This is a genomic window from Amycolatopsis umgeniensis, from assembly GCF_014205155.1.
GTDB lineage: Bacteria > Actinomycetota > Actinomycetes > Mycobacteriales > Pseudonocardiaceae > Amycolatopsis > Amycolatopsis umgeniensis.
The window spans coordinates 5497380-5524303 of sequence record NZ_JACHMX010000001.1; the positions used below are offsets into that span (position 1 = coordinate 5497380).

The 26924-nt window shown below is 68.9% G+C and carries 28 protein-coding genes; 13 read left to right on the plus strand and 15 right to left on the minus strand.

The features are described from left to right. Positions 1 to 93: 93 nt before the first annotated feature. Together dapD and HDA45_RS26190 are read right to left on the minus strand one after the other, a co-directional pair. Positions 94 to 1080: a 2,3,4,5-tetrahydropyridine-2,6-dicarboxylate N-succinyltransferase gene (dapD, locus tag HDA45_RS26185; protein ID WP_184899608.1), complete on the minus strand. Its 987-nt coding sequence runs from the start codon at positions 1078 to 1080 to the stop codon at positions 94 to 96. A 28-nt stretch (positions 1081 to 1108) separates the two neighbouring features. Continuing rightward, positions 1109 to 1498 carry a hypothetical protein gene (locus HDA45_RS26190; protein ID WP_221471236.1) on the minus strand — a complete coding sequence of 130 codons (390 nt, stop codon included), beginning with the start codon at positions 1496 to 1498 and terminating at the stop codon, positions 1109 to 1111. A gap of 49 nt (positions 1499 to 1547) precedes the next feature. Here HDA45_RS26190 and dapE point away from each other — a divergent pair, with 49 nt between their 5' ends. Then, on the plus strand, positions 1548 to 2621 hold the full coding sequence (gene dapE, locus HDA45_RS26195; RefSeq protein WP_184899613.1) for a succinyl-diaminopimelate desuccinylase: 1074 nt from the start codon (positions 1548 to 1550) through the stop codon (positions 2619 to 2621). On the opposite strand, the gene HDA45_RS26200 is transcribed toward dapE, so the two are convergent. Next, on the minus strand, positions 2614 to 3504 hold the full coding sequence (locus HDA45_RS26200) for an aminoglycoside phosphotransferase family protein (RefSeq protein ID WP_343072153.1): 891 nt from the start codon (positions 3502 to 3504) through the stop codon (positions 2614 to 2616). The genes dapE and HDA45_RS26200 overlap by 8 nt on opposite strands. After that, positions 3501 to 4754 (minus strand): helix-turn-helix domain-containing protein, encoded by a 1254-nt coding sequence (locus HDA45_RS26205; RefSeq protein ID WP_184899615.1) that lies wholly within the window; start codon positions 4752 to 4754, stop codon positions 3501 to 3503. The genes HDA45_RS26200 and HDA45_RS26205 overlap by 4 nt, the downstream gene beginning before the upstream one ends. Positions 4755 to 4865: 111 nt before the next feature. Between HDA45_RS26205 and HDA45_RS42460 the strand changes: the two genes are divergently transcribed. After that, a complete protein-coding gene (locus HDA45_RS42460) occupies positions 4866 to 5084 on the plus strand; it encodes a hypothetical protein (RefSeq protein ID WP_246480794.1) in 219 nt (72 codons plus the stop codon). Then, positions 5081 to 5377, plus strand: a complete 297-nt coding sequence (locus HDA45_RS42465; RefSeq protein ID WP_246480795.1) for a zinc metalloprotease — start codon at positions 5081 to 5083, stop codon at positions 5375 to 5377. The genes HDA45_RS42460 and HDA45_RS42465 overlap by 4 nt, the downstream gene beginning before the upstream one ends. 166 nt (positions 5378 to 5543) lie before the next feature. Here the strand turns inward: HDA45_RS42465 and HDA45_RS26215 are convergent, their stop codons facing one another. The 5 genes from HDA45_RS26215 to HDA45_RS26235 all read right to left on the minus strand — a co-directional run bounded on the left by HDA45_RS26215 (position 5544) and on the right by HDA45_RS26235 (position 12591). Further along, positions 5544 to 6599, minus strand: coding sequence for a chitinase (locus HDA45_RS26215; protein WP_184899617.1), 1056 nt, complete (start codon positions 6597 to 6599; stop codon positions 5544 to 5546). 204 nt (positions 6600 to 6803) lie between these two features. Beyond that, positions 6804 to 8390, minus strand: a complete 1587-nt coding sequence (locus HDA45_RS26220; RefSeq protein WP_184899619.1) for a M20/M25/M40 family metallo-hydrolase — start codon at positions 8388 to 8390, stop codon at positions 6804 to 6806. Between the two features lie 90 nt (positions 8391 to 8480). Beyond that, the gene (locus HDA45_RS26225) at positions 8481 to 10745 is read right to left on the minus strand and encodes a M4 family metallopeptidase (protein ID WP_184899621.1); all 2265 of its coding nucleotides are present in this window, start codon (positions 10743 to 10745) and stop codon (positions 8481 to 8483) included. Between the two features lie 280 nt (positions 10746 to 11025). Then, entirely contained in the window at positions 11026 to 12339 is a 1314-nt protein-coding gene (locus HDA45_RS26230) for a helix-turn-helix domain-containing protein (protein WP_184906059.1), read from the minus strand. 48 nt (positions 12340 to 12387) lie between these two features. Further along, entirely contained in the window at positions 12388 to 12591 is a 204-nt protein-coding gene (locus tag HDA45_RS26235; protein WP_184899623.1) for a DUF397 domain-containing protein, read from the minus strand. A 152-nt stretch (positions 12592 to 12743) separates the two neighbouring features. On the opposite strand from HDA45_RS26235, the gene HDA45_RS26240 reads away from it, so the two are divergent. From HDA45_RS26240 to HDA45_RS26250, 3 genes are all read left to right on the plus strand, one after another. Continuing rightward, a complete protein-coding gene (locus HDA45_RS26240) occupies positions 12744 to 14606 on the plus strand; it encodes a glycoside hydrolase family 9 protein (RefSeq protein WP_184906061.1) in 1863 nt (620 codons plus the stop codon). A 111-nt stretch (positions 14607 to 14717) separates the two neighbouring features. After that, positions 14718 to 15503: a TIGR00730 family Rossman fold protein gene (locus HDA45_RS26245; protein ID WP_184899625.1), complete on the plus strand. Its 786-nt coding sequence runs from the start codon at positions 14718 to 14720 to the stop codon at positions 15501 to 15503. Beyond that, the gene (locus HDA45_RS26250; protein WP_184899627.1) at positions 15503 to 16081 is read left to right on the plus strand and encodes an LOG family protein; all 579 of its coding nucleotides are present in this window, start codon (positions 15503 to 15505) and stop codon (positions 16079 to 16081) included. The genes HDA45_RS26245 and HDA45_RS26250 overlap by 1 nt, the downstream gene beginning before the upstream one ends. Positions 16082 to 16418: 337 nt before the next feature. On the opposite strand, the gene HDA45_RS26255 is transcribed toward HDA45_RS26250, so the two are convergent. Then, positions 16419 to 17093 carry a lysophospholipid acyltransferase family protein gene (locus HDA45_RS26255; protein WP_184899629.1) on the minus strand — a complete coding sequence of 225 codons (675 nt, stop codon included), beginning with the start codon at positions 17091 to 17093 and terminating at the stop codon, positions 16419 to 16421. Positions 17094 to 17144: 51 nt separating this feature from the next. Between HDA45_RS26255 and HDA45_RS26260 the strand changes: the two genes are divergently transcribed. Further along, positions 17145 to 18050 (plus strand): glucosyl-3-phosphoglycerate synthase, encoded by a 906-nt coding sequence (locus HDA45_RS26260; RefSeq protein WP_184899631.1) that lies wholly within the window; start codon positions 17145 to 17147, stop codon positions 18048 to 18050. On the opposite strand, the gene cydC is transcribed toward HDA45_RS26260, so the two are convergent. From cydC to HDA45_RS26280, 4 genes are read right to left on the minus strand one after another with little or no spacing between them, the layout of a single operon-like run. Further along, positions 18036 to 19574, minus strand: a complete 1539-nt coding sequence (cydC, locus tag HDA45_RS26265) for a thiol reductant ABC exporter subunit CydC (RefSeq protein WP_343072154.1) — start codon at positions 19572 to 19574, stop codon at positions 18036 to 18038. The genes HDA45_RS26260 and cydC overlap by 15 nt on opposite strands. A gap of 11 nt (positions 19575 to 19585) precedes the next feature. Continuing rightward, complete coding sequence (gene cydD / locus HDA45_RS26270; RefSeq protein WP_184899635.1) at positions 19586 to 21145, minus strand: thiol reductant ABC exporter subunit CydD; 1560 nt, start codon at positions 21143 to 21145, stop codon at positions 19586 to 19588. Positions 21146 to 21154: 9 nt separating this feature from the next. Further along, entirely contained in the window at positions 21155 to 22147 is a 993-nt protein-coding gene (locus tag HDA45_RS26275; protein ID WP_184899637.1) for a cytochrome d ubiquinol oxidase subunit II, read from the minus strand. Between the two features lie 3 nt (positions 22148 to 22150). Beyond that, positions 22151 to 23329, minus strand: coding sequence for a cytochrome ubiquinol oxidase subunit I (locus tag HDA45_RS26280; protein WP_184899639.1), 1179 nt, complete (start codon positions 23327 to 23329; stop codon positions 22151 to 22153). Between the two features lie 140 nt (positions 23330 to 23469). On the opposite strand from HDA45_RS26280, the gene HDA45_RS26285 reads away from it, so the two are divergent. The 6 genes from HDA45_RS26285 to HDA45_RS26310 are packed head-to-tail and all read left to right on the plus strand — an operon-like array spanning position 23470 to position 26424. Then, positions 23470 to 23796 carry a helix-turn-helix transcriptional regulator gene (locus HDA45_RS26285; protein WP_005155407.1) on the plus strand — a complete coding sequence of 109 codons (327 nt, stop codon included), beginning with the start codon at positions 23470 to 23472 and terminating at the stop codon, positions 23794 to 23796. After that, entirely contained in the window at positions 23793 to 24449 is a 657-nt protein-coding gene (locus HDA45_RS26290) for a permease prefix domain 1-containing protein (RefSeq protein WP_184899641.1), read from the plus strand. The genes HDA45_RS26285 and HDA45_RS26290 overlap by 4 nt, the downstream gene beginning before the upstream one ends. Next, complete coding sequence (locus tag HDA45_RS26295) at positions 24446 to 25120, plus strand: permease prefix domain 1-containing protein (RefSeq protein WP_184899643.1); 675 nt, start codon at positions 24446 to 24448, stop codon at positions 25118 to 25120. The genes HDA45_RS26290 and HDA45_RS26295 overlap by 4 nt, the downstream gene beginning before the upstream one ends. After that, on the plus strand, positions 25117 to 25419 hold the full coding sequence (locus tag HDA45_RS26300; RefSeq protein ID WP_184899645.1) for a DivIVA domain-containing protein: 303 nt from the start codon (positions 25117 to 25119) through the stop codon (positions 25417 to 25419). The genes HDA45_RS26295 and HDA45_RS26300 overlap by 4 nt, the downstream gene beginning before the upstream one ends. After that, the gene (locus tag HDA45_RS26305) at positions 25416 to 25865 is read left to right on the plus strand and encodes an SRPBCC family protein (RefSeq protein WP_184899647.1); all 450 of its coding nucleotides are present in this window, start codon (positions 25416 to 25418) and stop codon (positions 25863 to 25865) included. Before HDA45_RS26300 ends, HDA45_RS26305 begins: the two co-directional genes overlap by 4 nt. After that, entirely contained in the window at positions 25858 to 26424 is a 567-nt protein-coding gene (locus HDA45_RS26310; protein ID WP_184899649.1) for a DNA-3-methyladenine glycosylase I, read from the plus strand. The genes HDA45_RS26305 and HDA45_RS26310 overlap by 8 nt, the downstream gene beginning before the upstream one ends. On the opposite strand, the gene HDA45_RS26315 is transcribed toward HDA45_RS26310, so the two are convergent. Beyond that, positions 26421 to 26897 (minus strand): hypothetical protein, encoded by a 477-nt coding sequence (locus HDA45_RS26315; RefSeq protein ID WP_184899651.1) that lies wholly within the window; start codon positions 26895 to 26897, stop codon positions 26421 to 26423. The two genes, HDA45_RS26310 and HDA45_RS26315, sit on opposite strands and share 4 nt — an antisense overlap. Between the last annotated feature and the right edge of the window lie 27 nt (positions 26898 to 26924).

Genomic DNA, 26924 nt, shown 5'->3' on the forward strand with positions numbered 1-26924 from the left:
AAGGTGGTCCAGGCCGTGAGAGAAGCAAGGGACCTTTGCTATCGCTCTCCGGGGGAGAGTGATAGCAAAGGTCCCTTGCTCTCTTCCCGCAGGTCAGTTGGCGTGCAGGGCCGCGTTCAGCTCGATGCCGACGCCGCTGCGTGCGACGACCTCGACGGCGCCGGTCCCGGAATTCCGCCGGAACACCGCGCCCGAGATGCCGGACAGCTCCAGCGCCTTCACGACCTTGCCCTCGAAGCTCACCTTCGTGCCCGCGGTGACGTAGAGGCCCGCTTCGACGACCGAGTCGTCGCCGAGCGAGATGCCGACGCCGCCGTTCGCGCCGATCAGGCAGCGCTCGCCGATCGAGATGGTCTCCTTGCCGCCGCCGGACAGCGTGCCCATGATCGACGCGCCGCCGCCGACGTCGGAGCCGTCGCCGACCACGACACCCGCCGAGATCCGGCCTTCGACCATCGAGGCGCCGAGCGTGCCGGCGTTGAAGTTGACGAAGCCCTCGTGCATGACCGTGGTGCCGTTGGCCAGGTGCGCGCCGAGACGGGCGCGGTCGGCGTCGGCGATGCGGACGCCGGTGGGCACGACGTAGTCCACCATCCGCGGGAACTTGTCCACGCTGTAGACGGTGACGTTGCCGCGCGCCCGCAGACGTAGCCGGGTCGCCTCGAAGCCCTCGACGGGGCACGGACCGTGGTTGGTCCACACGACGTTCGCCAGCAGGCCGAAGACGCCGTCCAGGCTCGCGCCGTGCGGCCGGACCAGACGGTGCGACAGCAGGTGGAGACGCAGGTAGACGTCGTGCGTGTCGCCGGGGGCGTCGGCGAGGCGCGCGACGGTCGTGCGGACCGCGACGACCTCGACACCGCGATCGGTGTCCGGGCCGAGCTGGGCGGCGGCCGCCTCGCCGAGGGCCTCTGTCGCCTCTTCGGCGGTCAGCCGGACGGTGCCGGCCTTGCCCTCGGTGCCGCTGGTCAGCTTGGGCAGCGGGAACCAGGTGTCCAGCACCGTGCCGTCGCTCGTGACGGTGGCCAGTCCGACGCCGGTGGCGCCGGTCGTTTCGGGATCAGGGGTCTGCTCGCTCACGCCCTGAACGGTAACCCAGTGACCTGCGTCAACCGCCGACGAGGTTCTGCACCGTGGTCAGCGCCGCCGACATGTCGGTGAGCGCCTGGGTGCACGGCCCGCCCGGTGCCGCCTGGTCCTGGCAGTTCGTGGTGCGGAAGACGGAGATCGGGCGGTCGAGCGCTTCGGCGTTCGGCACCAGATCCGGCCTGCGCTTGCGGACGTTGCCCGCCGCGCCGGAGAGTTCGGTGACGTACTTCTGGCAGCCCTTGGGCGATTCGGTCCCCGGCGCCAGGTAGCACCGATCGGTCGTCAGCGCCTTGAGCTTGATCGGCAGCACGTCCGGCCCGGTGCTGCGGGTGGGCTTCACGGTGACCGGGACCTCGTTCGCCCCGCAGCCGCTGACCACCAGGAGAAGGGCGACCAAGATCGTTCTCATGCGCACACCTTTCACGGTAGCCCTGCCGTCTCGCCGGTACGGTGCTGGCATGCCTTCGCTCGATCTGCACGCCGACCCCGTCGACCTCACCGCCACGCTGGTGGACATCTTCAGTGTCTCGGAAGAGGAGAAGGTCATCGCGGACGCGGTGCAGTCCGCGCTGGAGACGCAGGCCCCGCATCTCGAGGTGATCCGCAACGGTGACGCGGTCCTCGCGCGCACGAATCTCGGCCGCCCGTCGCGGGTTTTGCTGGCCGGGCACCTCGACACCGTGCCGGTCAACGAGAACATGCCCGTGCGCCGCGAGGGGACCGGTGACGACGAGATCCTGCACGGTCTGGGCACCGTCGACATGAAGAGCGGCGACGCCGTCTTCCTGCACCTCGCCGCCGCCCTGCGCGAGCCGAAGCACGACATCACCTTCGTGTTCTACGACTGCGAAGAGATCGAAGCGACGAAGAACGGTCTCGGCCGCATCGAGCGCGAGCTGCCCGAGTGGCTGCAAGCCGATCTCGCGATCCTCGGCGAGCCTTCGAACGGCGGTATCGAGGGCGGTTGCCAGGGCACGATGCGGATCGAGATCCGCGTCGAAGGCGTCCGGGCGCACACCGCGCGCGGCTGGATGGGCGTCAACGCGATCCACGGCCTCGCCGAACCGCTGCGCAGGCTGGCCGAGTACACGCCGCGCGTGGTCGACATCGACGGCCTGACCTACCGCGAAGGCCTGCAGGCCACGAAGATCGGCGGCGGTGTCGCGGGCAACGTCGTGCCGGACGAGGCCGTGCTGACGATCAACCACCGGTTCGCCCCCGACCGCAGCGCGGAAGAAGCGGAGGCGCACCTACGCGAGGTCTTCGAGGGCTACGACGTCAAGATTGTCGACTTGTCGCCAGGAGCGTTGCCCGGCCTCAGCGCCCCCGCGGCGGCCGAGCTGGTCGCCGCGGCAGGTGGCAAGGCTGTCGCGAAGCTGGGCTGGACCGACGTCGCGCGCTTCGCGGCTCTCGGGATTCCGGCGGTGAACTTCGGCCCCGGAGACCCGACACTCGCGCACACGCGGCAGGAGAACGTGCGGGCGGGCGAGATCCGGCAGGTCGCCGCGGTGCTGCGCGAATTCCTCAGCTAGCCAGGGCGAGCAGTTCGCCGATCGCCTGTTCCGGGCCGCCGTAGGTGAGGAACGAGATGACGAACATGGGCGCGACCACGCGGCTCCAGGCGTACAGCCTGTCCCCGTCGAGACCGCACGCGTCCGCCACCAGACGGCAACGGGCCTCGACGCCCTCGTACCCGGCGCCGCCCACCACGTAGTCGACGGCGTCGAAGCACGGATCGCCCACGCACGCCTTCGGATCGATCGCGATCAGTCCGCGCGACGCGCCTCCGTCCAAGACGTTGCCGAGGTGCAGATCGCCGTGGAGCAGCACGTTCGTGGTTTGCGTGTCCAGCAGCTCCTCGCAGCGTTCGATCGCTCGTTGCCAGGTGTCCTCGCCGATCCGGGCGCTGATGGCCGGGTCGGCCAGCCGTTTGCCGATCCGGGCGAAGGACTCCTCGAACCGGCCTCGCAGGCGTAGCGGCCAGTCCGCGGGCGGGGCCACGGAGTGCAGCGCGGTGAGCAGTTCGCCCCATCGCTGAGGCAAGGACGACGGCGGCAGGTCCTCGGCCGCGGTGCCCGGCAGGATCTCCTCGAGCACCATCGCGCCGGCGTCCGCGTCGGCGGCCAGCACGGCGGGCACCCGGCCCGAAGGCGCGAACACGCGCAGCATCTCGACCTGCTTGGCCAGCAGTGCCCCGTCCGGGCTGAGTTTGAGCACCGCCGGTGTCCCGTCAGGCCAGCTGCAGCGCAGCACGACGGACGAGGCTCCACTTTCGAACAACTCACCGACGACGAATCCCCAGCGCGAAGCCAGCCGCGCGGCGAGCGCCGGGACGTCGGCGAGCCACCCTTCGGCGCCGGGACCGAAGCGGTCCACCAAACGAGCGCCGATGTCCTCCATGTCCACCCCGGTCACTTCTGAACGTCCTCCTCAGCCCCGAGCAAGAGCAGACCGCGTCGCAGCAGATCCGCGGCCTCTTCGGAGCGCCCCTGGTCGCGAAGCAGCTCTCCCGCCTTGTCGATTGAAGCAGCCAGGACGCCGCGAGCGTCGCGGAGGGCGGCGACGTCGATGGCGTGCGCGAAGCCCGCTTCGGCTGATTCCAGGTCTCCGCGTGCCAGGGCCAGCGAGCCTTGTTGGAACGTGAGTGACGCGGAGTGCGGCGAGTCCGCCGGGATGGCTTCGGCCGCTTCGGCGAGCAGCGCGGCCGCGTCGTCGAGACGGCCGAGTTCGCGACAGACGTCGGCGAGTTCCAAAGTGACGGCATGATCGGCCGCGGCCGATCGTGACGCGCGAAGATCCGCGAGGGCGCCTTCGAGATCGTCGGTGCGCCGGGCCAGCGCCCGGGCGAACAGGCACCGGGCCAGCACCGGCCGCAGGGCTCGTTCGTGGAGCAGGTCGTGCAGGATCGACACGGCCGCGACGGCGTCGGCAATCCGCCCTTCGCCGAGGTACGCCTCGGCCAGCCGACGCTGGTTCTCGGTGAGTTCGGACAGGATCTCCTCGCCGCCGCGGGCCAGCCGCAATGCCTCGCCCGCGTGGTACGCGGCCTGGACGGTCTCGCCCAGACGGAGCTGCCCGTCGGCGAGGTACGCGTGCAGTGTCAGCAGGAGCACCGGATGCGGATGACGCCCGAGGCTCGCGTCGAGCGCCGTCCGGAGCAGGTGCATCGCGTGGTGCGGCTCGCCGCGGCCGATCAGGACGTTCGCCCGCAGCGCGACGGCCAGTTCGCGGTACGGCGGGATGTCGCCGCCCAGAGCGGCTTCGGCGGCGGCCACCTGCCGCGGCCGGGTGTCACCCTCGGTGAACCGCGCGAGCCACAGCCAGGCGAGTCCGGCCTGGCGATCACGGCCGATCTTCTCCGCCAGCCGCGCCAGCCGCCGCATCTTGGGCGCCGAACCGTTCCCCGCGAGGAAGTCCGCCGCGGCCGCCGCGATGTCCAGGTCGAGCCGGACGTCGTCGCGGGGCGAGGTCACGCCGAGCAGTTCACCGGTGTCCACCCCGAGCCGCGCGGCGAAGTGGCGCAACGCGTCGCCCGACGGTGTCCGCGCACCGGTTTCGACGGATGAGACGTACGCGGCGGTGTAGTGCGGTTCGGCGAGTTCACGCTGGGTGAAGCCGCGATCGGCACGCAGCCGCCGCAGCCGTCCGCCGACCTCCTCACCCATGACCGAGAACGATACGGCCGAACGAGCCGAAAGGTTGCGCGTGCGGACCCACAACTTCTCGCGGCTCCGGTCCGTATCTCCCCAGGAGACCGAAATTCTCCGGGAGGACCGATGACCATGCGCGGGGTTCTGGCCGTCATCGTGTGCGTCCTGGTGGCCGCCGGCTGCGAAGCTCACTCGATCGCCCCTCCCGTGGTGACGCCGGCACCCGCCGTTTCGGCAACGGTTTCGGCCAGCGGCTCTTTCCCGGCGGCGAAGGTCCGGTCGCCGGGCAGGCCGGAAGGCTGCTGCGGTACCGCGTCGCCGTCGAAGCCGACATTGCCGGTGTGAGCCCGGACGGACCGTTCGACTTCACGCTCTACCTCGCGACGCCGAAGACGCACGATGTCCTGTGTGGCAGGCCGGACGGCTACACCTCGTGCCGCAACGGGAACAGCGTCGTGCTCAGGCTCGGGCGCGGTCAGGAGACCTGTCCCGTGCCGGGCGCCCTCGCGCCGGTGATGCGACAGCAGACCCTCGGCCTGCACGGCTGCGAGCCGAATCCCTGGCCCTATCCGGACGGCACGCAGTACTCGGGTCCTTCGGGGGAATACGACGATCCGATCCCGCGCGGCGACTCGTGAGTGGCAAGGGTGGCTAGGGCCAAAGGTGCCTACTGGCATTCTGGCTGCGGTTGGTCGCAGGTCCGGTCCGTGAAGGCCTCCTTGCCTACCCTGAAGGTAGTGAAGGAGGCCTTCACGGAAGGCCCCCTTCACGCGGCTCAGCCGAAAACTCGACCCTCGCGCGGCTTTACCGGCCCTGCAACGACCTCACGTTGTTCCCGAAGGTCCAGTTCCGCGAGCCGTCCCAGTTGATCGACCAGGTCATCAGGCCCTTCAGCGCCGGAATGCTGCGGTAGGCCTGGGAAACCAGGCCCGTCGACATGTACCCGCCACCGGCGCCGGCCTGCGCGGGCAGACCCGGGACCTGCTTGTCGTAGGGGACGCGGATCGTCTGACCCTGGATCACGAGCCCCTTGTCGAGACATTCCGTCTGCTTGACGAAGCCCTGGACCGTCCCGGCCTGATACGAATCACCGGAGCAGCCGTACATGCTTCCGTTGTAGTACTGCATGTTCAGCCACCACAGCCTGCCGTTGTCCGCGTACTTCTTGATGACCGGCAGGTACGCGCCCCAGATCGAGCCGTAGACGACGCTGCCACCGGTGACGTAGGCGGTCTCGGGCGCCATGGTGAGCCCGAAGTTCGACGGCATCGCGGCGAGCACGCCGTCGATGATGCGGATGAGGTTCTTCTGCGACGCGGAAAGCGTCCCGATGTTCCCGCCGCCGACGAGTCCGGTCTCGATGTCGATGTCGATCCCGTCGAAGTTGTACTTCTTCAGGATCGGCACGATGGTCGCGATGAATTTGTCCGCCACCGTCGCCGAATTGAGGTCGATGCCCGCGGTGGCACCGCCGATGGACATCAGGATCGTCGCGCCGGCGTCTTTCGCGGCGCACATTTCGGACGGTGTCGCGACCTTCACAGTCGCGTCCATCCCATCCTCCCATTTTGCCGTTCCGTCGGACAGGATGACCGGAAAGGCCGCGTTGATCACGTTGTATCCGTTGGATTTGATCCGAGCGTCGGTGATCGGGATCCAGCCGAGCGGCGGATGTACGCCGTTGGAAGCGCCGTCCCAGTTCTCCCAGTAGCCCTGCAGGACTTTGCCCGCGGGCTTCGATTTGACCGCGCAGGTCTCGGCGTCCACCGCGGCCTGCGCCGGGGTCAGGACGACGAGGGTGGTGACGGCGAGTACCGCCGCGCCGGTGATTGCGAGCAGCCGTGAGACGCGACCGAACATACCCAGCTCCCATCTCGAAAGCGGTTGTGAACGAACAGGAAGCGGCCGTTCGGCTCAACATAGGTCGCGGTGCCCGGCCCCCGCTACCGACGATCGGGTGGTCTAGACCAGATATCGAAAGGTTGTCCGAAAATCTCTCTCACGCACGAAGGCCATCCCACGAGGCCGGGTGTCCTCGTGAGATGGCCTTCGCCATTCGGATGGTCAGACGGTGATCGTCCAGCTGTCGAGCGTGCCGGTGTCCTGCGCGTAGGCGTCGTAGAGCACGAGCGTCCAAGTGCCGGAAGCGGCTTCGTTGGTCACCGGGACCGAGTAGGTCCGGGTACCCAGGTCGGTGCAGGGCAGGGAACCGGTCGCCTTCACCGAATACGTGCTGCCGTCAGGGGCCTTCAGGCTGATGCGAAGGTCCTCGGAGCAGGTGTGCGTACCGGTGATCGACACCTTGACCGGCGAGGTCGCCGTACCCGTCGCGGTGGAGGTGACCGGGCTGTTCACCGTGGCGTAGTCGTTGAGCGCGAAGTCGGTGCCGTTGGTGAACGTGCGGACACTGACGTTGCCGACGGTGAGCGTGTACTGCGCCGTGCGGTCCACCGAGGTCCCGTCACCGGTCACCGTGATGGTGCTGGTGCCGTTGGGCGTGTCCGCCGACGTCGCGATGGTGAGCGTCGAGGAGGCGCCGGACTGGACCGAAGCCGGGTTGAACGTCGCGGTCGCCCCGGCGGGAAGACCACTGGCGCTCAGCGCGACCGTTTGCGCCGCACCGGAAGTCGTCGCGGTGTTGACCGTGACGGTCGCCGACTGTCCTGCTTGGACGGTGCCGGACGCCGGGGAGAGACCGAGCGAGAAGTCGGGACCCGTCGACGTGCCGACGGCGAGCTTCCAGAGTGCGTAGGCGATCGCGTCGCTGTTCTTCTCCAGCGGGGTGTCCGGGATGTTGGACAGCGTGTCGCAAGCGCGGTGGTAGCAGCTGTCGAACGCCCGCCCGGCGGTGCCGCCCCACTTCTGTTGCTGTGCGGCGCTCTTCGTGTACCCGGCACCGGTCGCGAGACCGCCGACCGGGATGCCCGCGCTCTTGAACGACGCGTGGTCCGAACGGCCGTCGCCTTCGGTGTCACCCTCGGTCTGGATGCCGATCGTCCTGAAGTACTCGTCGAACACCGACTTGACCGAAGCGACGTCGTCATAGACGAAGTAGCCCCAGTTGTCGGAGCCGATCATGTCGAAGTTCAGGTAGGTCTTGATCTTCGTGCGCTCGGCGGCGGGCAGGTTGTTGACGTAGTGCTTGGAGCCGCGCAGGCCGGACTCCTCGTCGGCCCACCAGCCGAAGCGGACCCGCTTGGCCATCGTGGGGTTCTCGCGCGCCAGGGTCAGCGCGACTTCGAGGATCGAGGCGGAGCCCGAACCGTTGTCGTTGATGCCGGGGCCGGCGGCGACGCTGTCGAGGTGCGCGCCGAGCATGATGACCTGGCTGGCGTCACCCTGCGGCCATTCCGCGATCACGTTCTGGCTCTGGCCCGCGCAGCCCGTGCAGGTCTGCAGCGTGACGTTGTAGCCCGCGTCGCGCAGCTTCTGCGCCACATAGGACACCGAAGCCGTGTAGCCCGACCGTCCCGAGGCGCGGTTGCCGCCGTTCTGGTTGGCGATGGTCTGCAACTGGCTCAGGTGCGCCTTGACGTTGGCGAGGGAGATGTCCGGTGCGGCGGTGGTGGTCGCCTGCGCTGGTGCCGCGACGACACCCAGTACGGCGGCCATACCGACTACGGCCGCTCCTATTCGCTTTCCCCACTTCATGCCGGGGTTTTCCTTCCTTGAGGGGTTTGCGTGAAGGACTCCTTCCCTCGACTGAGCCGAGGGAAGGAGTCCTTCACGCGCGAGAGAGAGCTAGACCGTGATGGACCAGCTGCTGAGCGTGCCGGTGTCCTGCGCGTAGGCGTCGTAGACCACGAGGGTCCAGGTGCCCGCCGCGACCTCGTTGGTCACCGGGACCGAGTAGTTCCGGGTGCCCAGATCGGTGCAGGGCAGGGAACCGGTGGCCTTGACCGAATACGTGCTGCCGTCGGGGGCCTTCAGGCTGATGCGAAGGTCCTCGGAGCAGGTGTGCGTCCCGGTGACGGTCACCTTCACCGGAGACACGGCGTTGCCGGTCGCGGTGGAGGTGACCGGGCTGTTCACCGTGGCGTAGTCGTTCAGCGGGAAGTCGGTGTCGTTGGTGAACGACCGGACGTTGCCGCCGGTGCCGACGGTCAGCGTGTACTGCGCGGTGTGCGCGCCGCTGGCCGCGGTGCCGGTCACCGTGATGGTGCTGGTGCCTTCAGGGGTGCTCTCCGACGTCGCGATGGTGAGCGTCGAGGAGGCGCCGGACTGAACCGAGGCGGGGTCGAACGTCGCGGTCACCCCGGACGGGAGGCCGGAGGCGGTCAGCGCGACCGTCTGGGCCGCACCGTTGACGGTCGCGGTGTTGACCGTGGTGGTCGCCGACGCGCCGGGCTTGACGGCGCCGGAGGCCGGGGTGACGCCGACCGAGAAGTCGGGGCCCGACGGCGTGCACGAGGTCGGCTCACCGGTCGCCGCGGTGACGCTGATGGCCTCCCAAGCCGCCTTGGTGGTGTTGAACTCGGTGCAGGAACCCGGGTACAGCGCGAGCGACGCTTCCAGGGTGGCCTTGCGGGCCGCCTTGTGGTTCCAGCTCGAGGTCTTCTTCAGCAGGCCGTTGTAGAAGATCTTCGCGGCCTTCTGGATGCCGATACCGGTGATCGAGGTGTTGTTGCAGGTCGGGCTGGTCGGCTTGCCGACCGGCGCGGTGCCCTCGGCCAGCAGGTAGAACCAGTGGTTCTGCGGGCCGGCGGCGGCGTGCACCTCGGTGTTCGGGATCGACGAGGAGTAGCAGTTCGGGTTGCCCGAGATGCGGCTCGGCTGGTTCATGTAGCGGATCGGGCCCTGGCCGACCAGGTTCACGCCCTCGCCGACGTCGTAGTCGGGGCGGTCCTTGGCGTTGTTGGCGTAGTGCTCGGTGATGGCACCGAAGATGTCACCGGTGGACTCGTTGAGGCCGCCGTTCTCGTTGCCGCTGCCCGCGCCGCCCGGCGTGGTCTGGAAGATGGCGTGGCCGTACTCGTGCGCGACGACGTCCATCGGGGTGGCCTGGCGCTGGTTGTCCTGCGAGTGACCGAAGGTGGTCGACGAACCGTTCCAGTAGGCGTTGACCTGGTTGAGGCCGACGTAGGCGGGGAAGCCGCCGCCGTTGCCGTTGATGCCGTTGCGGCCGAGCCATTCGCTCAGCATCTTCCACTCGGTCTGGACGCCGAAAAGCGTGTCGACACAAGCGGTTTCGAGGTCGGTGCCGGAGCCGTTGCCCCAGTTGTCGTCCGGGCCGCTGTAGGGCGAGCCGTTCTGGCGGGCACAGCTGATGTTGCTGCGCTGCGGGTCGCGCATGGTGTAGGTGCCGCCGGAGTTCGTCGTGTCGATGGACACGTTGCCGACGTAGTAGCTGTTCCCGGCGCCCAGCACGCTGGCGTCGGTGGACGTGGTCCGCGCGGCGGTGGGGATGTTGGACTGCTTGACGTCGTCACGGGTTTCGAGGATCGCGCCGGTGGCGCCGTCCACGAACACGTGCAGATTGCTCGGCGACGAAGCCTTGGTGCCCGCGACGACGACCTCGTAGGCGAGCTTGGGGGAGTTCCCCGCCAGCACGACGAGCTTCGGCGCGGTGACACTGTCTACTTTGGACAGCTGGTCACGGGCGACCGCGGTCGCCTTCGCCGCGGTGATCTTGGCCTTGGTGTCGACCGAGATCGCCGCGGTCTCCGCGGCGCTGGTGCCGCGGACGCGCCCGGCGCCGTCGGCGACCACCACCGCGTCCCCGCCGACAACCGGCAGGCCACGGTAGGTTCGTTCGTAAGCGGCGTAGAAAAGTCCTCCGCCACCCGGTGTCAGCCCGACGCGGCGGAAGCCCTCCTGGGCCCCCTTCCGCAAGTGGTCTACACCAGCTGCGGCGGCCTGGTCTGCCGCGCTGGCGGCCACCGAGTCGGGGCTCGCGGGCTGGATGGTGGCGGTGGTCGCGTTCGCCGGGGTCACCGGGAACGTCATGCTCAGGGCAAGGCCGGCGATGGCCGCCAACCCTGTTCTGAGCCCTCGCTGAACGGTCATGGGGAACCTTCCATGGGCAGGACCGTGTTCCCGGAACGGGCCATTGGCGCGGCGGGGAATCGAACCGGGGCGGGAGCACGGCGGGGGACGGGGAGCGTGCCCATTCGGATAACTGGAGTTATCTCGGTGGACACGTCCGAGTAAAGGAGCCGTTCACAGGGGGCGTCAATGGGCCGGATGGCCTAGCGGGACCGGCGAAGATCATTCTGTCGGGAATAAAATCCCTGTGTAGTAAGGATTTTCCCGCCAGTCGCGATATATGGCGACTTTCGTATGGTTTTCAGTCCGTCGGCCCGGAATCGGACATAGCGGCCGCGCGTACGCCACGCCGATAGGCCTCCGCCGCTTCGTCGATTAATCCGCGAGCGCGCAACGTGTCGCCCAAATGCAACGAGGTGGCGACGAGCGCGCCCCGCAATTCGGACTTTTCCTGTGCGGCGGCGGCTTCTTCGAGCAACGCCGTCGCCTCGGGCAGATCGCCGCGGGCGCGGGCGACGAGTCCCAGCAGACGGAGAACCTCCGCCCTGGCCTCGATGTCGGGGGATCGATCCAGAAGCGGCCGGATCCCCTCGGCGAGTTCGACGGCTTCGTCGAGTGCCCCTTGCCGACGGCGGACGTCGGCGAGTTCGATGGTCGCGCCGAGCACACCTTCCTTCGAACCGGCCTTGGCCAGGAGATCGCGGGCGAGCAGTAGTTCCGCATGTGCTTCGTCGAGTTTGCCCAGCCGTCGCCACAGGAAACCGCGTGCCCAGCGGCTCCGGGCGGCGTCACGGTCGTAACCGATGGAAGTGAAGAGGCGCAATGCTCGCGAAAGGTCCTTCTCCGCGCGGTCCACCAGGCCGATCGCCTGCCATAGTTGCGCGGCTTGCCGGTGGTACCGCGCGGAGATGTCCTTGCGGCGGGCGGAAGCGAGGGCGCGGCGTCCCTCTTCGGCCGCCCGCCGGGCACGGCGGAGGGCGCCCATTTCGATGAGGGGATGGATCAACGCGGTGACCAGGGCCAGTTCGGCGTCGGGATCGACGGGGCCCGCGGCCCTGAGTTCGGCGAGCGCGGTTTCGACGAGCGCGACCGACGCGCCCAGATCACCCGAGAGCGCGCGGCAGGCGGCGACGCGGTTGACGATCATCGCGCGCAACCGCGGCGAAGCGGCGACGGCGAGTTCCGAGGCGTGCGCGAACCCTTCGGCCGCGGACGGGATGTCGTAGCGCTGCCACTGGACTTCGCCGAGATAGAACCGTGCGTGACATTGGACGTCCGGCAGCCGGTACTCGGCCGCTCGCCGTTCGACGCGGACGAATTCGCGCTCGGCGGCTTCGAGCCCGCCTTGTTGCAGCTCGCGATACGCCGTCTCGAGCGCTTCGGTGAGTTCCTCTGCCGCGCCCGGTGGCCTGTCGAAGCGGAGTTCGTCGACGGTCAGGCCGAGCCGTCGCGCGAGGTGGGTCAGGACGTCGTCCGAGGGCGCGCGGGTGCCGGATTCGACTTTGGCGAGGAAGCCGCGGTCGTAGCGGGGCTCGGCGAGCTCACGCTGGGTCAGCCCGCGGGCCTGGCGCAACCGCCGGATCCGCGCGCCGAGTGGTTCGGCCTCGGTCGGCATGGACGGCACCGGACCAACGGTAGACGATTTCCCGGCGGTTTCCGCCGGTCAGCCGGACAAGTGGGTGAGCAACGCGGCGAATCCGGCGGCGGGCACCACGAGAACCGGTCTTACCTCGGCCGGGAGTTCACGCTGCTTGGTGTCGCGGATGCCGACGAAGTCACCGTCGGTGCCGACTTCGACGCAAGCGTTCTCCTCCCAGTGGGTGTAGCTGGATTTGTGCCAGCCGCTCAGGTGCTGATTCCAGTTCATCTTGGTGGGATACCCGCCAACCGGGTGGCGAATCATGTGACTTTTACCCGGCGAATCGGACATATTGACTGCACGTGTCCCGACGGCTAGCGTCTTGCGCAATAAAAAGGAAACTTTCTTAACTAATCTGACTAGTCGTGAGCGGGGCGCCGATGATGGTGAGTTCCTGGTCCCGGGCGGTGGCGGCGGTTTCGGCACTGGTCCTCGGGGGTTTGACGGTTCCGGTGGTTTCGGCCGCGGCGGCGGTGCCGGGTGAGGTGCGGGTCGACCAGGTCGGCTACGGCCTCACCGAAACCAAGTACGCCTATCTGCTGTCCAGCGCGCCGGGGTCGTTCTCGGTGGTCGACGAACGCGGCCGGACCGTCCATCGTGGACGGACGGGGCAGTCGCTCGGCGCGTGGAACGCGAAGTACCCGGCGGTGTACCAGCTCGACCTGTCGAAGGTCTGGCTGCCGGGCAAGTACCGGATCGAGGTCAGCGGCGAGACCAAGGCGACGTCGCCGACGTTCCGGGTGGACACGAAGGACCGGCTCTTCACGCCGCTCGTCCGTGCCACCAACGAGTTCTTCCAGGCACAGCGCGACGGTGACGACATCATCCCCGGGCGTCTCGACCGCAAACCGTCGCATCTGGCCGACAAACAGGCCACGGTCTACGACTGGCCGGTGTTCGTCGGCGAGGGCGGCGACGAGATCGCCGAACCGCTGAAGCCGATCGGCGGGCCGATCGACGTCGAAGGCGGCTGGGTCGACGCGGGCGACTTCGTCAAGTTCACCTCGAACACGGCGTACTCGCTGGCGGAACTGGGTTACGTGCTCCGCGAGGGCTACGACCCGGTGCTGGCCAAGGAGGTCAAGCTCGGCCTCGACTGGCTCGACAAGATGTGGGACTCGCGGAACAAGACGCTCTACGCCCAGGTCGGGATCGGGACGGGCAGCGACAAGTTCGGCTTCCTCGGCGACCACGACGTCTGGCGGAACCCGCACGACGACGATCCGCTCGACGTGAAACCCGGTGACCCCAAGTACTTCGTCAAGCACCGGCCCGTTTTCCCGGCGAACCCCGGCGGTTCGGCGCTCAGCCCGAACCTGGCGGGCCGGGTGGCGGCGGCGTTCGCGCTCGGCGCCCAGGTCGAGGCGAAGCGGAACCCGGTGCTGGCGCGGAAGTACCTCGCCGAGGCGGCCTCGGTTTTCGCGCAGGCCAAGACGAAGGACGTCGGCGAACTCGTCACCGCCTTCCCGCACGCGTACTACCCGGAATCGTCCTGGCGGGACGACATGGAACTCGGCGCGACGCAGCTCGCCTTGGCGGGCAAGGCGTTGCGGGACCCGAGGGCGATCGAGTGGACGCGGCAGGCGGCGCATTGGGCGAAGGCGTACATCGATCTCGAGGAGAAGAGCACGCTCAATCTGTACGACACCAGCGCGCTGGCGCACGCCGAACTGGCGAAGCTCCTGCGGCACGGTGTCCCGGGTGCCGCGCTCGGTCCGAAGGAGCTGATCGGCGACCTCCGGCGTCAGCTCGACGAAGGTGTCGCCGGCGCGGCGAAGAGTCCTTTCCGGACGGCTGTCTCGGTCAAGGACTTCGACGCGGCGAGCAAGAGCTTCGGGTTCGCCGCGACCGAGCGGCTGTACGCGGACGTGACCGGTGACCGGCGGTACGCGGCCTTCGGTTCGCAGCAACGGAACTTCACCCTCGGCGCGAACGCGTGGGGTGTGTCGCTGGTCGTCGGCGTCGGCACGACGTCGCCGAAATGCCCGCACCACCAGGCGGCGAACCTCGCGGGTGAGCAGAAGGTGCTCTACGGCGCTGTCGTGAATGGACCGAACGGCGCGGAACACTTCGCGGACCTGCCGTTCCCCGCCGGGGCGAAGGAGTGCACGAAGCCGTTCGACGCCTTCGACACGACCGAGTCCCGCTACACCGACGACCTGGCCTCCTGGCCGAGCAACGAGCCCGCCATCGACTTCACCTCGACGGCCATGCTCGCGTTCGCGCTGACCGGGCGTTCCTAGACGCTTTCGCGGGGCCCACCGGACGGCGGGCCCCGCGTTCGCGTACCCGACAACTCCTGTTCGCGGCGATGCTGCCGCTCCGGACGGTGACGACGTCGTAGTCTTGGCGGGGTGAGTGAGACAAGCGAGTTCCCCGACGGCCAGTACCCGGAACGTCCGATCGAGCGCCACAAGGGCCCGGTCGTGCTGCGGCGGGATCGCCGTGACCAGGGCAGCACCACCGACCAGCGCCTGCTGGACTCGCGGGGACCGAGTGACTGGGTGCACACCGACCCGTGGCGTGTGCTGCGGATCCAGGCGGAGTTCGTCGAGGGCTTCGGCGCGCTGGCCGAGGTGCCGCGCGCGGTGACCGTGTTCGGCTCGGCACGCACCAAACGGGACCACCCGGAGTACGAACTCGGCCGCAAGATCGGCGGCGCGCTCGCGAACGCGGGCTTCGCGGTGATGACCGGCGGCGGCCCCGGCGCGATGGAAGCGGTCAACCGCGGCGCCAACGAGGCGGGCGGGTTCTCCGTCGGCCTCGGCATCGAGCTACCGTTCGAGCAGGGCCTGAACCCGTGGGTCGACCTGGGCGTCAACTTCCGGTACTTCTTCGCCCGCAAGACGATGTTCATCAAGTACTCGCAGGCGTTCATCTGCCTGCCCGGCGGCTTCGGCACGCTCGATGAGCTGTTCGAGGCGCTCACCCTGGTGCAGACGAAGAAGGTCACGAAATTCCCCGTCGTGCTGTTCGGCAGCGACTACTGGGGCGGCCTGTACGACTGGATCGCCAAGACGCTGCTCGCCGAGGGCAAAATCGGCGAGAAGGACCTCGACCTGCTGCACGTCACCGACGACATCGACGATGCCGTGAGCGTCGTGCAGGACTCGTACCAGGCATGGGAGGACACCCACTGATGGCGGCTCCACGCCGGGTGTGCGTCTTCTGCGGCTCCTCGATGGGCTTCGACTCGCGCTATGCGGAGGAGGCGCGGTCGCTGGGCACGCTGCTGGCCTCGCGGGGGATCGGACTGGTCTACGGCGGCGCCTCCGTCGGGACCATGGGCGTCATCGCGGACGCCGCGCTGGCCGCGGGCGGCGAGGTGATCGGCGTGATCCCGGAGGCGCTCGGCAGCGTCGAGATCGCGCACGCGGGCCTGACCGAACTGCACGTCGTCGCCGACATGCACCAGCGGAAAGCGAAGATGGCCGCGCTGTCCGACGGCTTCCTCGCGCTGCCCGGCGGTGCGGGGACGCTGGAGGAGCTCTTCGAGGTCTGGACGTGGGCTCAGCTCGGGCTGCACGAGAAGCCGATCGGGCTGGTCGACGTCGGTGGCTACTACGCGCCGCTGCTGAAGTTCGCCGACCACATGGTGTCGGAGGGCTTCCTGGCGGCGGGGTACCGGGACATGCTCTCGATCGACTCGGACGCTTCTTTGCTCCTGGACAGCTTCGCGGACTACGTCCCTCCTCCGCGGCCTAAGTGGGCTAAGTAGGGTTTTTGGTACGTGAAGGCCCCCTTCCTTGCGCCTAGCGCAAGGAAGGGGGCCTTCACGTACTTGGGGCCGCGCTGGGGGAGCGGGGGACCTTTGGTATCGCTGGTGGATCGGCGAGTGGTGACTGTGTGGGTTTTGGGGCATCCAACGTCCCAAAATCCACACGGTCACCTTGTCCCGAGGAGGTTGGATCGCGGTCGGGGGAGCGGGGGACCTTTGGTATCGCCGAGGCGGGGGGGGGTGTGTGGATTTAGGGACATCTAACGTCCCTATTTCCACACAGCCTCGCGAAGGAGGCCGCGCGGGGAAGCAAGGGACCTTTGCTATCGCCGAGGCGTCAGGCAGCGCTCTGATCAGGGCGTTTATGGTACGAGTCGACGTACTCCTGCCCCGAAAGCTCCAGGATCGCGTACATGATCTCGTCGGTCACCGAGCGCCGGATCGCCGGCGACGAGTCCTGTCCCTCGTACCGCGAGAAGTCCAGAGGCTCGCCGTAGGTGACCGTGATCTTCGCCCGCCGCGGGATCCGCTTCCCGGCGGGCTGCAGGTCTTCGGTGCCGGAGAGGGCGACGGGAACGACCTTCGCGCCGGTCGCCAGCGCCAAGGCCGCGACGCCGGTGTGGCCGCGGTGCAGCCGCCCGTCCAGCGAGCGGGTGCCCTCGGGGTAGATCGCGAAAGCGCCGCCCGCGTCGAGCACCTTCCGCGCCGCTTCCAGCGCGGCGAGACCGGCCTGCGCGTTGCCGCGTTCGACCGGGACGTAGCCGAGGCCGCCCAGGAAACCCGCCATCAGTTTGCCCCGGAGGCCGCGGCCGGTGAAGTACTCCGCCTTGCCGAGGAACTTGACCTGCCGCATCGCCGTGAAAGTGATCACGCCGGTGTCCAGCGCCGCCCGGTGGTTGGGTGCCAGGAGCACCGGCCCCTCGGCGGGGATGTTCTCCACGCCGCGGATCTCGGGGCGGTACAGGGCCCTGACCAGCGGACCGAGTACGAATCGGACGAGTAGCGGTAGCAAGGTTCCTCCATCGACGGGGTGTCGGAGTCCAGCATGGCACGATCACTACTCATGAGTTGGTTCGAGCGGCGTACGTGGCAGAACCCCGGTTGGACGCTCGACGACATCGTCGCTGCGAAGGGTGACCGCACGGTTTCGGTCGTGCTACCGGCACTCGACGAAGAGGACACCGTCGCCGACGTCGTCGGCACGGTCCGCCCTCTGCTGGGCACGGTCGTCGACGAACTGGTCGTGATGGACTCCGGGTCCACCGACGCGACCGCCGAGCTCGCCGCACGCGCCGGCGCGCGGGTGGTGCACCGCGAGGACGTGCTCCCCGGGCTGCCGCCGGTGCCGGGCAAGGGCGAGGTGCTGTGGCGGTCGCTGGCCGCGACGACCGGTGACGTCGTCGTCTTCCTCGACTCCGACCTGGTCGACCCGGACCCGGCCTTCGTGCCGACCCTGCTCGGGCCCCTGCTCTGTGAAGACGGCGTCCATCTGGTCAAGGGGTTCTACCGGCGGCCGCTGCGGCTGGAGAGCAGCGGCGGTGGCCGGGTCACCGAGTTGCTGGCACGACCGGTCCTTTCGGCGCTGCGCCCGTCGCTGTCGGCGCTCATCCAGCCCCTCGGCGGCGAGTACGCCGCGACACGCGAGTTCCTCGAGTCCGTGCCCTTCGCGGCCGGGTACGGCGTCGAGATCGGGCTCATCCTCGACGCCGAAGCGCGCTACGGCCTCGAAGGGCTCGCGCAGGTCAACCTCGGCGTACGCAAGCATCGCAACCGTTCGCTGCTTCAGCTGGGTGTGATGGCCCGGCAGATCCTCGGGACGGCGCTCGCGCGCTGCGGCATCAAATCGGACGACCCGGCTCAGCTCACCCAATTCGTGCAATTAGAGGACGAATGGCTGCCGGAGGTCGCCGAGGTGTCGATCAGTGACCGCCCCCCGATGCGGGAAGTGCGCGGCCTAACCGAGTCGTAGCACCTCGTCGAAGCCCGCCACGTGCGCTTCACGGTGCGTCACGAGGACGACGGTGCCGCGTGCGGCAGCGAGCACGTCCGCCAGGACGGCGTCGCCATGTTCCGGGTCCAGCCCCTCGACCGGTTCGTCCAGCACGAGGACCGGCGGCGCGGCCAGCACCGCCCGCGCGAGGACGAGCCGCTGACGCTGCCCTCCTGACAGAGCGTCGCCGTCGGAACCGGTCTCACGGTCCAGCGGCAGGTCGAAACCCGCCGTTTCACACGCCGCGAGCAACTCGGCGTCCGAAGAACCGGGCTTCGCGAGCAGCAGGTTCTCCCGGACCGTCGTGTGAAAGACGTGCGCGTCCGCGAGCGCGCCGGTGACCACCGCGGGCAGCAGAACGGGGTCGTACTCGTCGAGCGCGCGACCATCGAGCAAAGCCCGGCCGGACGTCGGCGCCACGGAACCGAGCAGGACGTTCAGCACCGTCGTCTTCCCGGCCCCGCTCGGCCCGAGGATCCCGACCCGCTTGCCCGGCGGCAGGTCCAGGTCGACATCCTCCAGCGCCGGAGCCCTGCCTTCGAAGACGACGCCGACGCCCTCGAGCCGCAGGTGTCCGGGTTCGGGCACCAGCGTCCCGCGCACGGGAGCGGGTTCCGCCAGCAGCGCGCGCACGCGGCTCGCCGACGCCCGGACCTCGACCCAGCGCTGGGCGGCCGCGGTCAGCGGGAGGACCAGCTCGAACACGGTCAGCGCGCCGAGGGCCAGAGCAGCCGTCAGCGGCGGCGAAACCCCGGCTGTCAGCGCGATCGTGACGCAGGTCAGCAGCTGGACGAGGATCCCGGCCGCGCTCAGCAGGCTGGTCCGGTTCGCCGTTGCCCGGTCCCGGACGGCGAGCGCGTCGACAGCGCTGTGTGCTGCGTCCACAGTGGACTCATGGACGCCGTAAGCGATCAGCTCCCGCCGTCCGGTGATCAGCTCGACCGTCCGTTCGGCGAGGTCGGCCCGCGCCGGAGCGCTCACTTCCGCCGCCGTACGAGTGATCCGCACGCACAGCCACGGCAGGCCGACCCCCGCGACGACGAGCCCGAGCGCCAGCACGAGCCCGGCCGCCGGGCTGACGATCAGTGCGAACGTGGTCGACACGACGCTCACGAAGGCGGCGACACCGGCGGGCAGCAGGCAGCGCAGGATCGCGTCCTGCACGGCGTCCACATCGGACACCAGCCGCGTGACGAGGTCGCCGCCGGAATGCCGGGGAACCCGGTGCGGCAGCAACGACGTGTACACGCGCGTCCGCAAGGCGCCGAGATAACGCAAGACGACTTCGTGCCCGGCGAGCCGTTCCGCGTAGCGCAGCCCACCACGCAGCAACGCCAGCGTCCGCACGGCGACGATCGCCACCGTCAGCGACGCCAGGGGCGGCTGTTCGGCCGCCTTCAGCAGCAGCCACGCGGCGGTGGCCATCAGCGCCAGCCCGGCCAGTTCCGCCCCGGCCGCGATCAGCCCGGCGCGGATCAGCCGGACGACATCCTTGGTGGACACACCCCAGACGTTCACACCAGTTCCCGTTCTCTCAGGAAACCATCACGGACTTCGAGGACGCGGGTGGCCAGCGCGGCCATCGCGGGCCGGTGGGCCACGAGCACCGCCGTCCGGCCGGTGAGCAGTTCGCGGGTCGCGCCGAGCGCGGCCGCTTCGGTCTCCGCGTCGAGCCTCGCGGTCGGTTCGTCGAGCAGCACCAGGCCCGCTTCCGTGCGGGCCAGCGCCCTGGCGAGCCCGAGCCGTTGCCGCTGCCCGGCGGAAAGCGGTGCGCCCAGTTCCCCGATCCGTGTCCGGTAGCCGTCGGGCAGCCCCCGCACGACCTCGTCGAACGCCGCCGCGCGAGCCGCCGCCTGGACGTCCGGCACCTGGCCCATGGCGATGTTCTCCTCGACGGTCCCGGTGAACAGCGTCGGCCGCTGCGGCACCCACGCCGTCCCGGCCCGCCACGGGGCCGGATCGAGTTCGCGCAGGTCGACGCCGTCGACGAGGACCCGGCCGGACGTCGGCGTGACGAAGCCCAGCAGGACAGCCAGCAGTGTGCTCTTCCCGGAACCGCTGGGACCGACGAGCGCGACGTGCTCGCCCGCCTCGATCGTCATGTCCACTTCGGACAGCACGATCTCGTCGCCGTACGCGACGCTCACCTTCTCCAGCTCGATCCGCGGCGCACCGCGACGGGCCATCTGCGATCCCCAGACGCTCTCCTCCGACGGCACGGCCAGCGCCTCCCGCAGCGTCGCGAGCCCCTCCGCGCTGGCATGGAACTTCGCCCCGGCAGCCCGCAACGGCAGGTAGGCCTCGGGTGCGAGCAGCAGCACCAGCACCGCGGTGTGCACAACCATCCCGCCTTCCAGCAGACGGAATCCGATCGGCACCGCGACGAGCGCCACCGACAGCGTCGCCACCAGTTCCAGCACCAGCGCGGACAGGAACGCGACCCGCAGCGTGCGCATCGTCGCGTCGGTGTGCGCGTCCGCCATCGCCCGCACCGTCTTGGCCTGCGCCTCGGCGCGCCCGAACACCTTGAGCGTGCCCAGTCCGCGCACGACGTCGAGGAAATGCCCGCCCAGCCTGGAAAGCAGTGCCCACTGCTTGGCGGTCTTCGCCTTGGTGTGCTGGCCGACCAGGATCGCGAACACCGGGATCAGCGGCAGTGTCGCGGTGATGATCAGCGCCGACGCCAGATCCGCGGCGAACAGCCGGACGAGCACCGCGACCGGCACGATCGCCGACAGCACGACCGTCGGCAGATAGCCCGTCAAGTAGGCGTCGCCCGCGTCGATGCCCTTGGTCACCAGGGCCGCGACCTCGCCCGGCTGCTCCGCTTCCGCGCCGAGAAGCCGGTTGCGCAGCTTGGCTTTGACCATCGCCGCGAACCGGCCGCCGACGGAACCCTGGACGCCCGCGAGCAGCGCCCGCACCGCGATGGCGGCCGCGAGCGTCCAGGTCACGCCGCCGCCGGTGAGCAGCGTCGCGAGACCGTCCGCCTGGACGAGGATCGCCGCGGCGGTCAGCGTGCCGAGGACGGCCAGAACGCCGAAATGGCGCCGCAGTCCGGGAAGGGGAGGCATCATCGGCTCCTAGAAGTGCAGCAACGAGCGCCGGTCGACGCGGTCGCCGTGCCTGCGCCAGGTCACCCACTGCACGGCGGCGATCACCACCAGCGCGGGCGGCAGGACCAAGGTGAGCAGGCCGAGCATTTCGGTGTTCGTGGCCGCTTCCGTCAGGCTCAGCGAGAATCCTCCGTCCACAGAGGACACCAATGCGTCCGGCAGGCGCAGTGTCCCGACGGCCAGCACCGGCGACGCGGACAACACCATCGTCGCGATCAGCGCCGCCTTGTGCCTGCCCGCGCGCACCGCGACGGACGCGGCGCCCCAAGCGCCGAAAGCCAGCACGATCGCGGGCAGCACGGTCCACGACGCGGTGGTCTCGACGGCGCCCCAGACGACCGCCACGACCAGGAACGCGAGTGCGGGCGCGAGCAGTGCCTTGGCGATCCGGTTCGCGCGGGCGGTGAAGTCGGCCGGCGCCCGGACGGCGAGGAAAGCCGCTCCCTGCAAGGCGAACAGCGCGACGAACCCGGCACCCCAGACCAGCGCGTACGGATCGAACACGGCGAGGACACCGCCGGCCGGATGTCCCTCGGCGTCGAGCGGGAGCCCGAGGACGAGGTTGCCGAGGAAGACGCCCCAGGACACCGCGGTCACCCAGGCGCCGACGGTGATCGCCAGCGTCCAGGCGCCGCGACCGGCGTCCGGCCGCCTGCTGCGCAACTGCACCGCCGCGGTGAACGTGACCAGCCCGAGCAGCAGGGCCACGACCGGGAGATAGGCCCCGGAGAACACTTTTCCTTCCAGATGCGGGAAAGCGCCGAACAGCACGCCGACCGCGGCCACCAGCCAGACCTCGTTTGCCAGGAAGAACGGGCCGAAGGCGCCGAGCACGCGCCGCCGCCCCTCCTCGTCACGGCTGAGCCTGCCGAGCAGCATCCCGACGCCGTAGTCGTAGCCCGCCAGCGCGAAATAGCCGGAGATCAGGAAACCGAGTACACACCACCACAGGATCACCATGGGTCAGACTCCGCTCAGGACGGGAAGTTCGGCACGAGGCGCGGTCGCCTCTTCTTCGGGTTCCGGGCCGCGTTTGGCGACCCGTGACATCAGCACCCAATCGGCGATCGCGAGTGCCGCGAACAGCACCGTGAACGCGATGAAGGAGAACAGGATCTGCCCGGCCGGGATCGACGCGACGGCGTCGGCGGTGCTCAGGTGACCGCGGATCAGCCACGGCTGCCTGCCGATCTCCCGCACCAGCCAGCCGGAGATGGCCGCGAAGAACGGCAGCGGGATGGCCAGCACCATCAGGTACAGCAGCGGCCGCACCTTGGTGATCCAGTTCCGGTACAGCAGCAGCGTGCCGAGGATCGAAGCGAGGAAGGCGATGAAACCGATCTGGATCATGAGCCCCAGCGGGGCGCCGACCAGCGGTTCCGGTGATTCGAGCTTGCCGGGGTGGTACTCCCCGAGCGGGCCGAACTGGGCGAAGCCGAAGCCGATCACCATCGCGGCGCCGACCAGCGAGGTGAGCACGCCGATCCGCATCGACCGCCGGAAGAACTCGATCTCCTTGGTGCGCTTGATGAAGTGGTACGCGCTGACGCCGACCACGAAGAATCCGCCGGTCATGAGCGCCGCGCTCAGTACGTGCGGCAGCGACATCGCCAGCGCCGGGTTGGTGAACAGGGCGCCGAAGTCGTCGAGCTTCAGCACGCCGTTCTCGGCGTGGGTGCCGACGGGGTTCTGCAGGAACGAGTTCGCCACCATGATGAACAGCGCCGAGGCGTAGGCGGTCAGCGTGACCAGCCAGATCAGTGCCAGGTGGACCCACTTGTTCAGCCTTCCGAAGCCGAAGATCCACAGCCCCAGGAAGGTCGATTCGGCGAAGAACGCCACCAGCGTCTCGATGGCCAGCGGGGCGCCGAAGACGTCGCCCGCGACCGTGGACAGGCCCGTCCAGGTCAGCCCGAACTGGAATTCCATCACGATTCCGGTGACGATTCCCAGCGCGTAGTTGATCACGTAAAGCCTGCCCCAGAAGCGTGTCATCCGCGTCAGTTCCGGCTTACCGCCGAATGCGGAGCGTGTCTGCATCACCGCGACGAGTGTCACGAGCCCCAGTGTGAGCAGAACGAACAGGAAGTGGAACGAGGTCGTCGTCGCGAACTGGAGTCTCGCGATCGGGAGTGCGTCCATGCCGATGCACTGTATACGTAGGCTGGCTACATGTAGGCACAAAATCTATGAATTAAGGGTCATCTCCGGGACATTCCCTGAGGCCGCCCCCGGAAAGACCCGGCTACCCTGGTAGGCGGCGATGTGTAGACTGTCTATCTATGAAGGCCGACAGCCTGCGCGGGCACCTCGACGCGTTGCTCCTCGCCGTCCTCGACGGCCGGAAGCTGCACGGGTACGCCATCATCGAGGCGCTCCAGCTCCGCAGTGACGGTGCGCTCGACCTGCCGACGGGCACCGTCTACCCGGCGCTTCGCCGGTTGGAGCGCGCCGGATTCCTCGCCAGCGAGTGGGACGTCGTGTCCGGCCGCAAACGTCGTACGTACAAGCTCACCCGCTCCGGGCAGAAGGCGCTGGCGGCGGAACGGGCCGAATGGCAGGAGTTCACCACCGTGATCGGCGGTGTCCTCGGGGGGAGCACGGCATGACCGCCATCCAGGCGTACATCGATGATCTGGACAGACGGTTGAGCGGGTCGGCGGGGGCCAAGGCCGATCTGCTCACCGAGGCGAGGGACGGTCTGCACGACGCGGCCGAGGCCTATCGCGAGGGCGGTATCGACGGGGCGGACGCCGAACGCCGCGCCGTGGCCGACTTCGGCCCCGCCGACCTGATCGCCCGCGAGTACCAGGCGGAACTGGGACTACGGCGGGACATCCGCGTCCTGTGGGAGCTGATCGTCGGCGTCCCGATGCTGATCCTCGCCTGGGATCTCGCGCGGGTGCTGAGCTCCGGCGACTGGACGCGGCTGGGCCATCCGCCGTCCTGGTACTACCGCGCGATCGGCGCGGCCGACATCCTGGCCGCGCTGTCCCCGATGGTCGCGGTCGGCGGGGTGATCGTCGCCCGGCTGCTCTCGCGGCGGCGGGAAGGGCCGTCCATCGCCCGCGTGGTCTCGTGGTCGCTGGCCGGGGCGGTGGGGCTGAATCTTCTCGCGGTCACGATGTACGGCGGCGCGACAGGGTTCCTGGAGCCCGCCAGGCTGATCGTCAGCGTGCCGTGCGCGGTCCTGTCCGCAACCTGGATCCTGTTCAGCATGCGGCTCACGGTCGCCGCGCGGAGACGGAGAAGCACGGCATGACGGTGATCGAGGCGTACCTCGGCGAGCTGCGCACGCGGCTGGACGGTCCGGCGTCCGCGAAGCGGGATCTGCTGCGCGAGGCACGGGACGGGCTCAACGACGCCGCCGACGCGTACCGCGAGGGAGGCTGGAGCGAGCAAGACGCGCAACGGCGCGCCGTCGACGATTTCGGGCCGGTGCACCTGATCGCGCGGGACTACCAGGCCGAACTGGGGATGGACAGCGGGACCCGCACCCTGTGGAAGCTGATCATCGGCGTGCCGGTGATGCAGCTGGCCTGGGAGTTCGCCCGCGAGTGGACCTTCGGCGACTGGTCGCGGCTCGACACGCCGACACCGGGTTGGTACCTCTACATCGCCCAGTTCAGCCACGGCTCGGTGTTCGTCGTGCCGGTGCTGGGGGTGTTCGCGCTCGTCTGCATGCGCTGGCTCTCGCGGCGGATGGACGGGAGACGGCTGGTCAGGACCGCCGGCGTGCTGATCGGCGAGGCCGTCGGGTTGAACCTGTTCTCGGTGGCGCTGCTGGTGTTCGCCACCGGGCTCATCGACGCGTCACGGCTGTTCCTGTCGGTGCCGTGCGGGATCCTGATGGTGCTCTGGGTGGTGGTCAGCGTGCGACTCGCGTTGCTGGCGAGACGATCGTGGCGTTCGTGTGCCACGATCGTGACGTGACGACCGCCCTGATCTATCTCGTAGTCATGCTGCTGGTGGCCGCGGTGGTGTTCTTGCTGGCCGCCGTGGTGTTCGGCAGGGGTGAGGAGCTGGCCCCGCTGCCCCCCGGCAGCTCGCCGACCAGGCTGCCCGCCGAGGACATCACCGCCGAAGACGTCTACGCCGTCCGCTACCAGATGGTGCTGCGCGGGTACAAGATGTCCGAAGTGGACTGGGTGATGCGGCGGCTCGGCGTCGAGATCGAAGAACTGCGGTCCAAGGTGGCCGAGCTGGAGGCCGAGCGCGAGGGCGCCAGGTGACCGATGTCGTCGTGTCCGTCGACGTCGCGGTACCGGCCGGGACGGCTTGGCTCGCCCTGACCGACTGGGAACGCCAGGGCGAATGGATGCTCGGCACCGAGGTCAAGGTCGTCGAGGGCAACGGGCGCAGTGTGGGCTCCAAACTGTCCGCCTTCACCGGCGTCGCCGGGATCGGGTTCACCGACACCATGGAGATCACCAGCTGGGAGCCACCGCTGCGGTGCGTCGTGAAGCACCTCGGCAAGATCGTGCAGGGCACCGGGGTGTTCCAGGTGATCGAGAAGGGGCCGCATTCGTCGACGTTCGTCTGGGCGGAGCATCTGCGGCCGCCGTTCGGCGTCGTCGGACGGCTCGGCTGGCCGGTCGCGAAACCGGGATTCGAACTGGGGCTGCGGTTGTGCCTGCAGAAATTCGTGAAGTACGCGGAGGGGTACCGGGTTGGCTGAGGCGGGTCTGCTGGGCGCGGACGGGATCAAGCGGTGCTCGTGGGGCAACTCGGCCCCGGACTACGTGGAGTACCACGACACCGAATGGGGCGTCCCGCTCCACGGTGACGAGGAGTTGTACGAACGCTTGTGCCTGGAGTCCTTCCAGTCCGGGCTTTCGTGGATCACGATCCTGCGGAAGCGGGACTCGTTCCGGAAGGCGTTCGAGAAGTTCAAGCCGAAGAAGGTCGCCGTCTTCACCGAAGACGACGTCGAACGACTGATGCAGGACGCGTCGATCGTGCGGAACCGGGCGAAGATCCTGGCGGCGATCAACAACGCACGCGCGATCTCGGAACTCGATGGTTCGCTGGACGACCTGCTGTGGTCGTTCGCGCCCTCACGGCACAAGCGGCCTCGCACGATGAGCGACGTCCCGGCGATCACCGACGAGTCGAAGGCGATGGCGAAGGAACTCAAGAAGCGCGGCTTCGTGTTCCTGGGGCCGACGACCTGTTACGCGCTGATGCAGGCGACGGGGATGGTCGACGACCACGTGAAGGACTGCTTCCGGGCCTAGATGTGGCCGTGCAGGTCTTCGGCCAGCTGCCGCAGTTTCCGGTAACTGCCGTCGAGCTCGATCTTCTGGAAGTTCCGCAGTTCGACCACACACCGTGCGGTGGACGCGACGGGAATCAGACCGGCCCAGAGTGAGCGGGTCCGGTACTTCACCGAGCGGATCATCGGCCAGGTGACCACGCACTGGACCTTGCGCCCGTGGACGTCGGCGAAACCCCCGGTGAAGACGTAGAGGCCGCCGTCGAGGCGCTTTCTCGTCGAGATGCACCACCACAGGAAGAGCGGCGGCCACAGGAACAGCACGATGGCCAGTGCTCCGGTCATGTCACCTTCGCGAACCCCGAGCGCCAACGCCCCCGCGAGTGGCGCGAAAGCGAAGAAGGTCCCGACAGCTCCCGGCCTGCGGCGGTAGCGGGTGAGGCAGTCGCCGAGGCCGTGCTCCGCGGCCTTCGCCTCGAGGTGGGTCGGGGTCACGCCGGGAGGCTAATCGCGGTCGCCCGG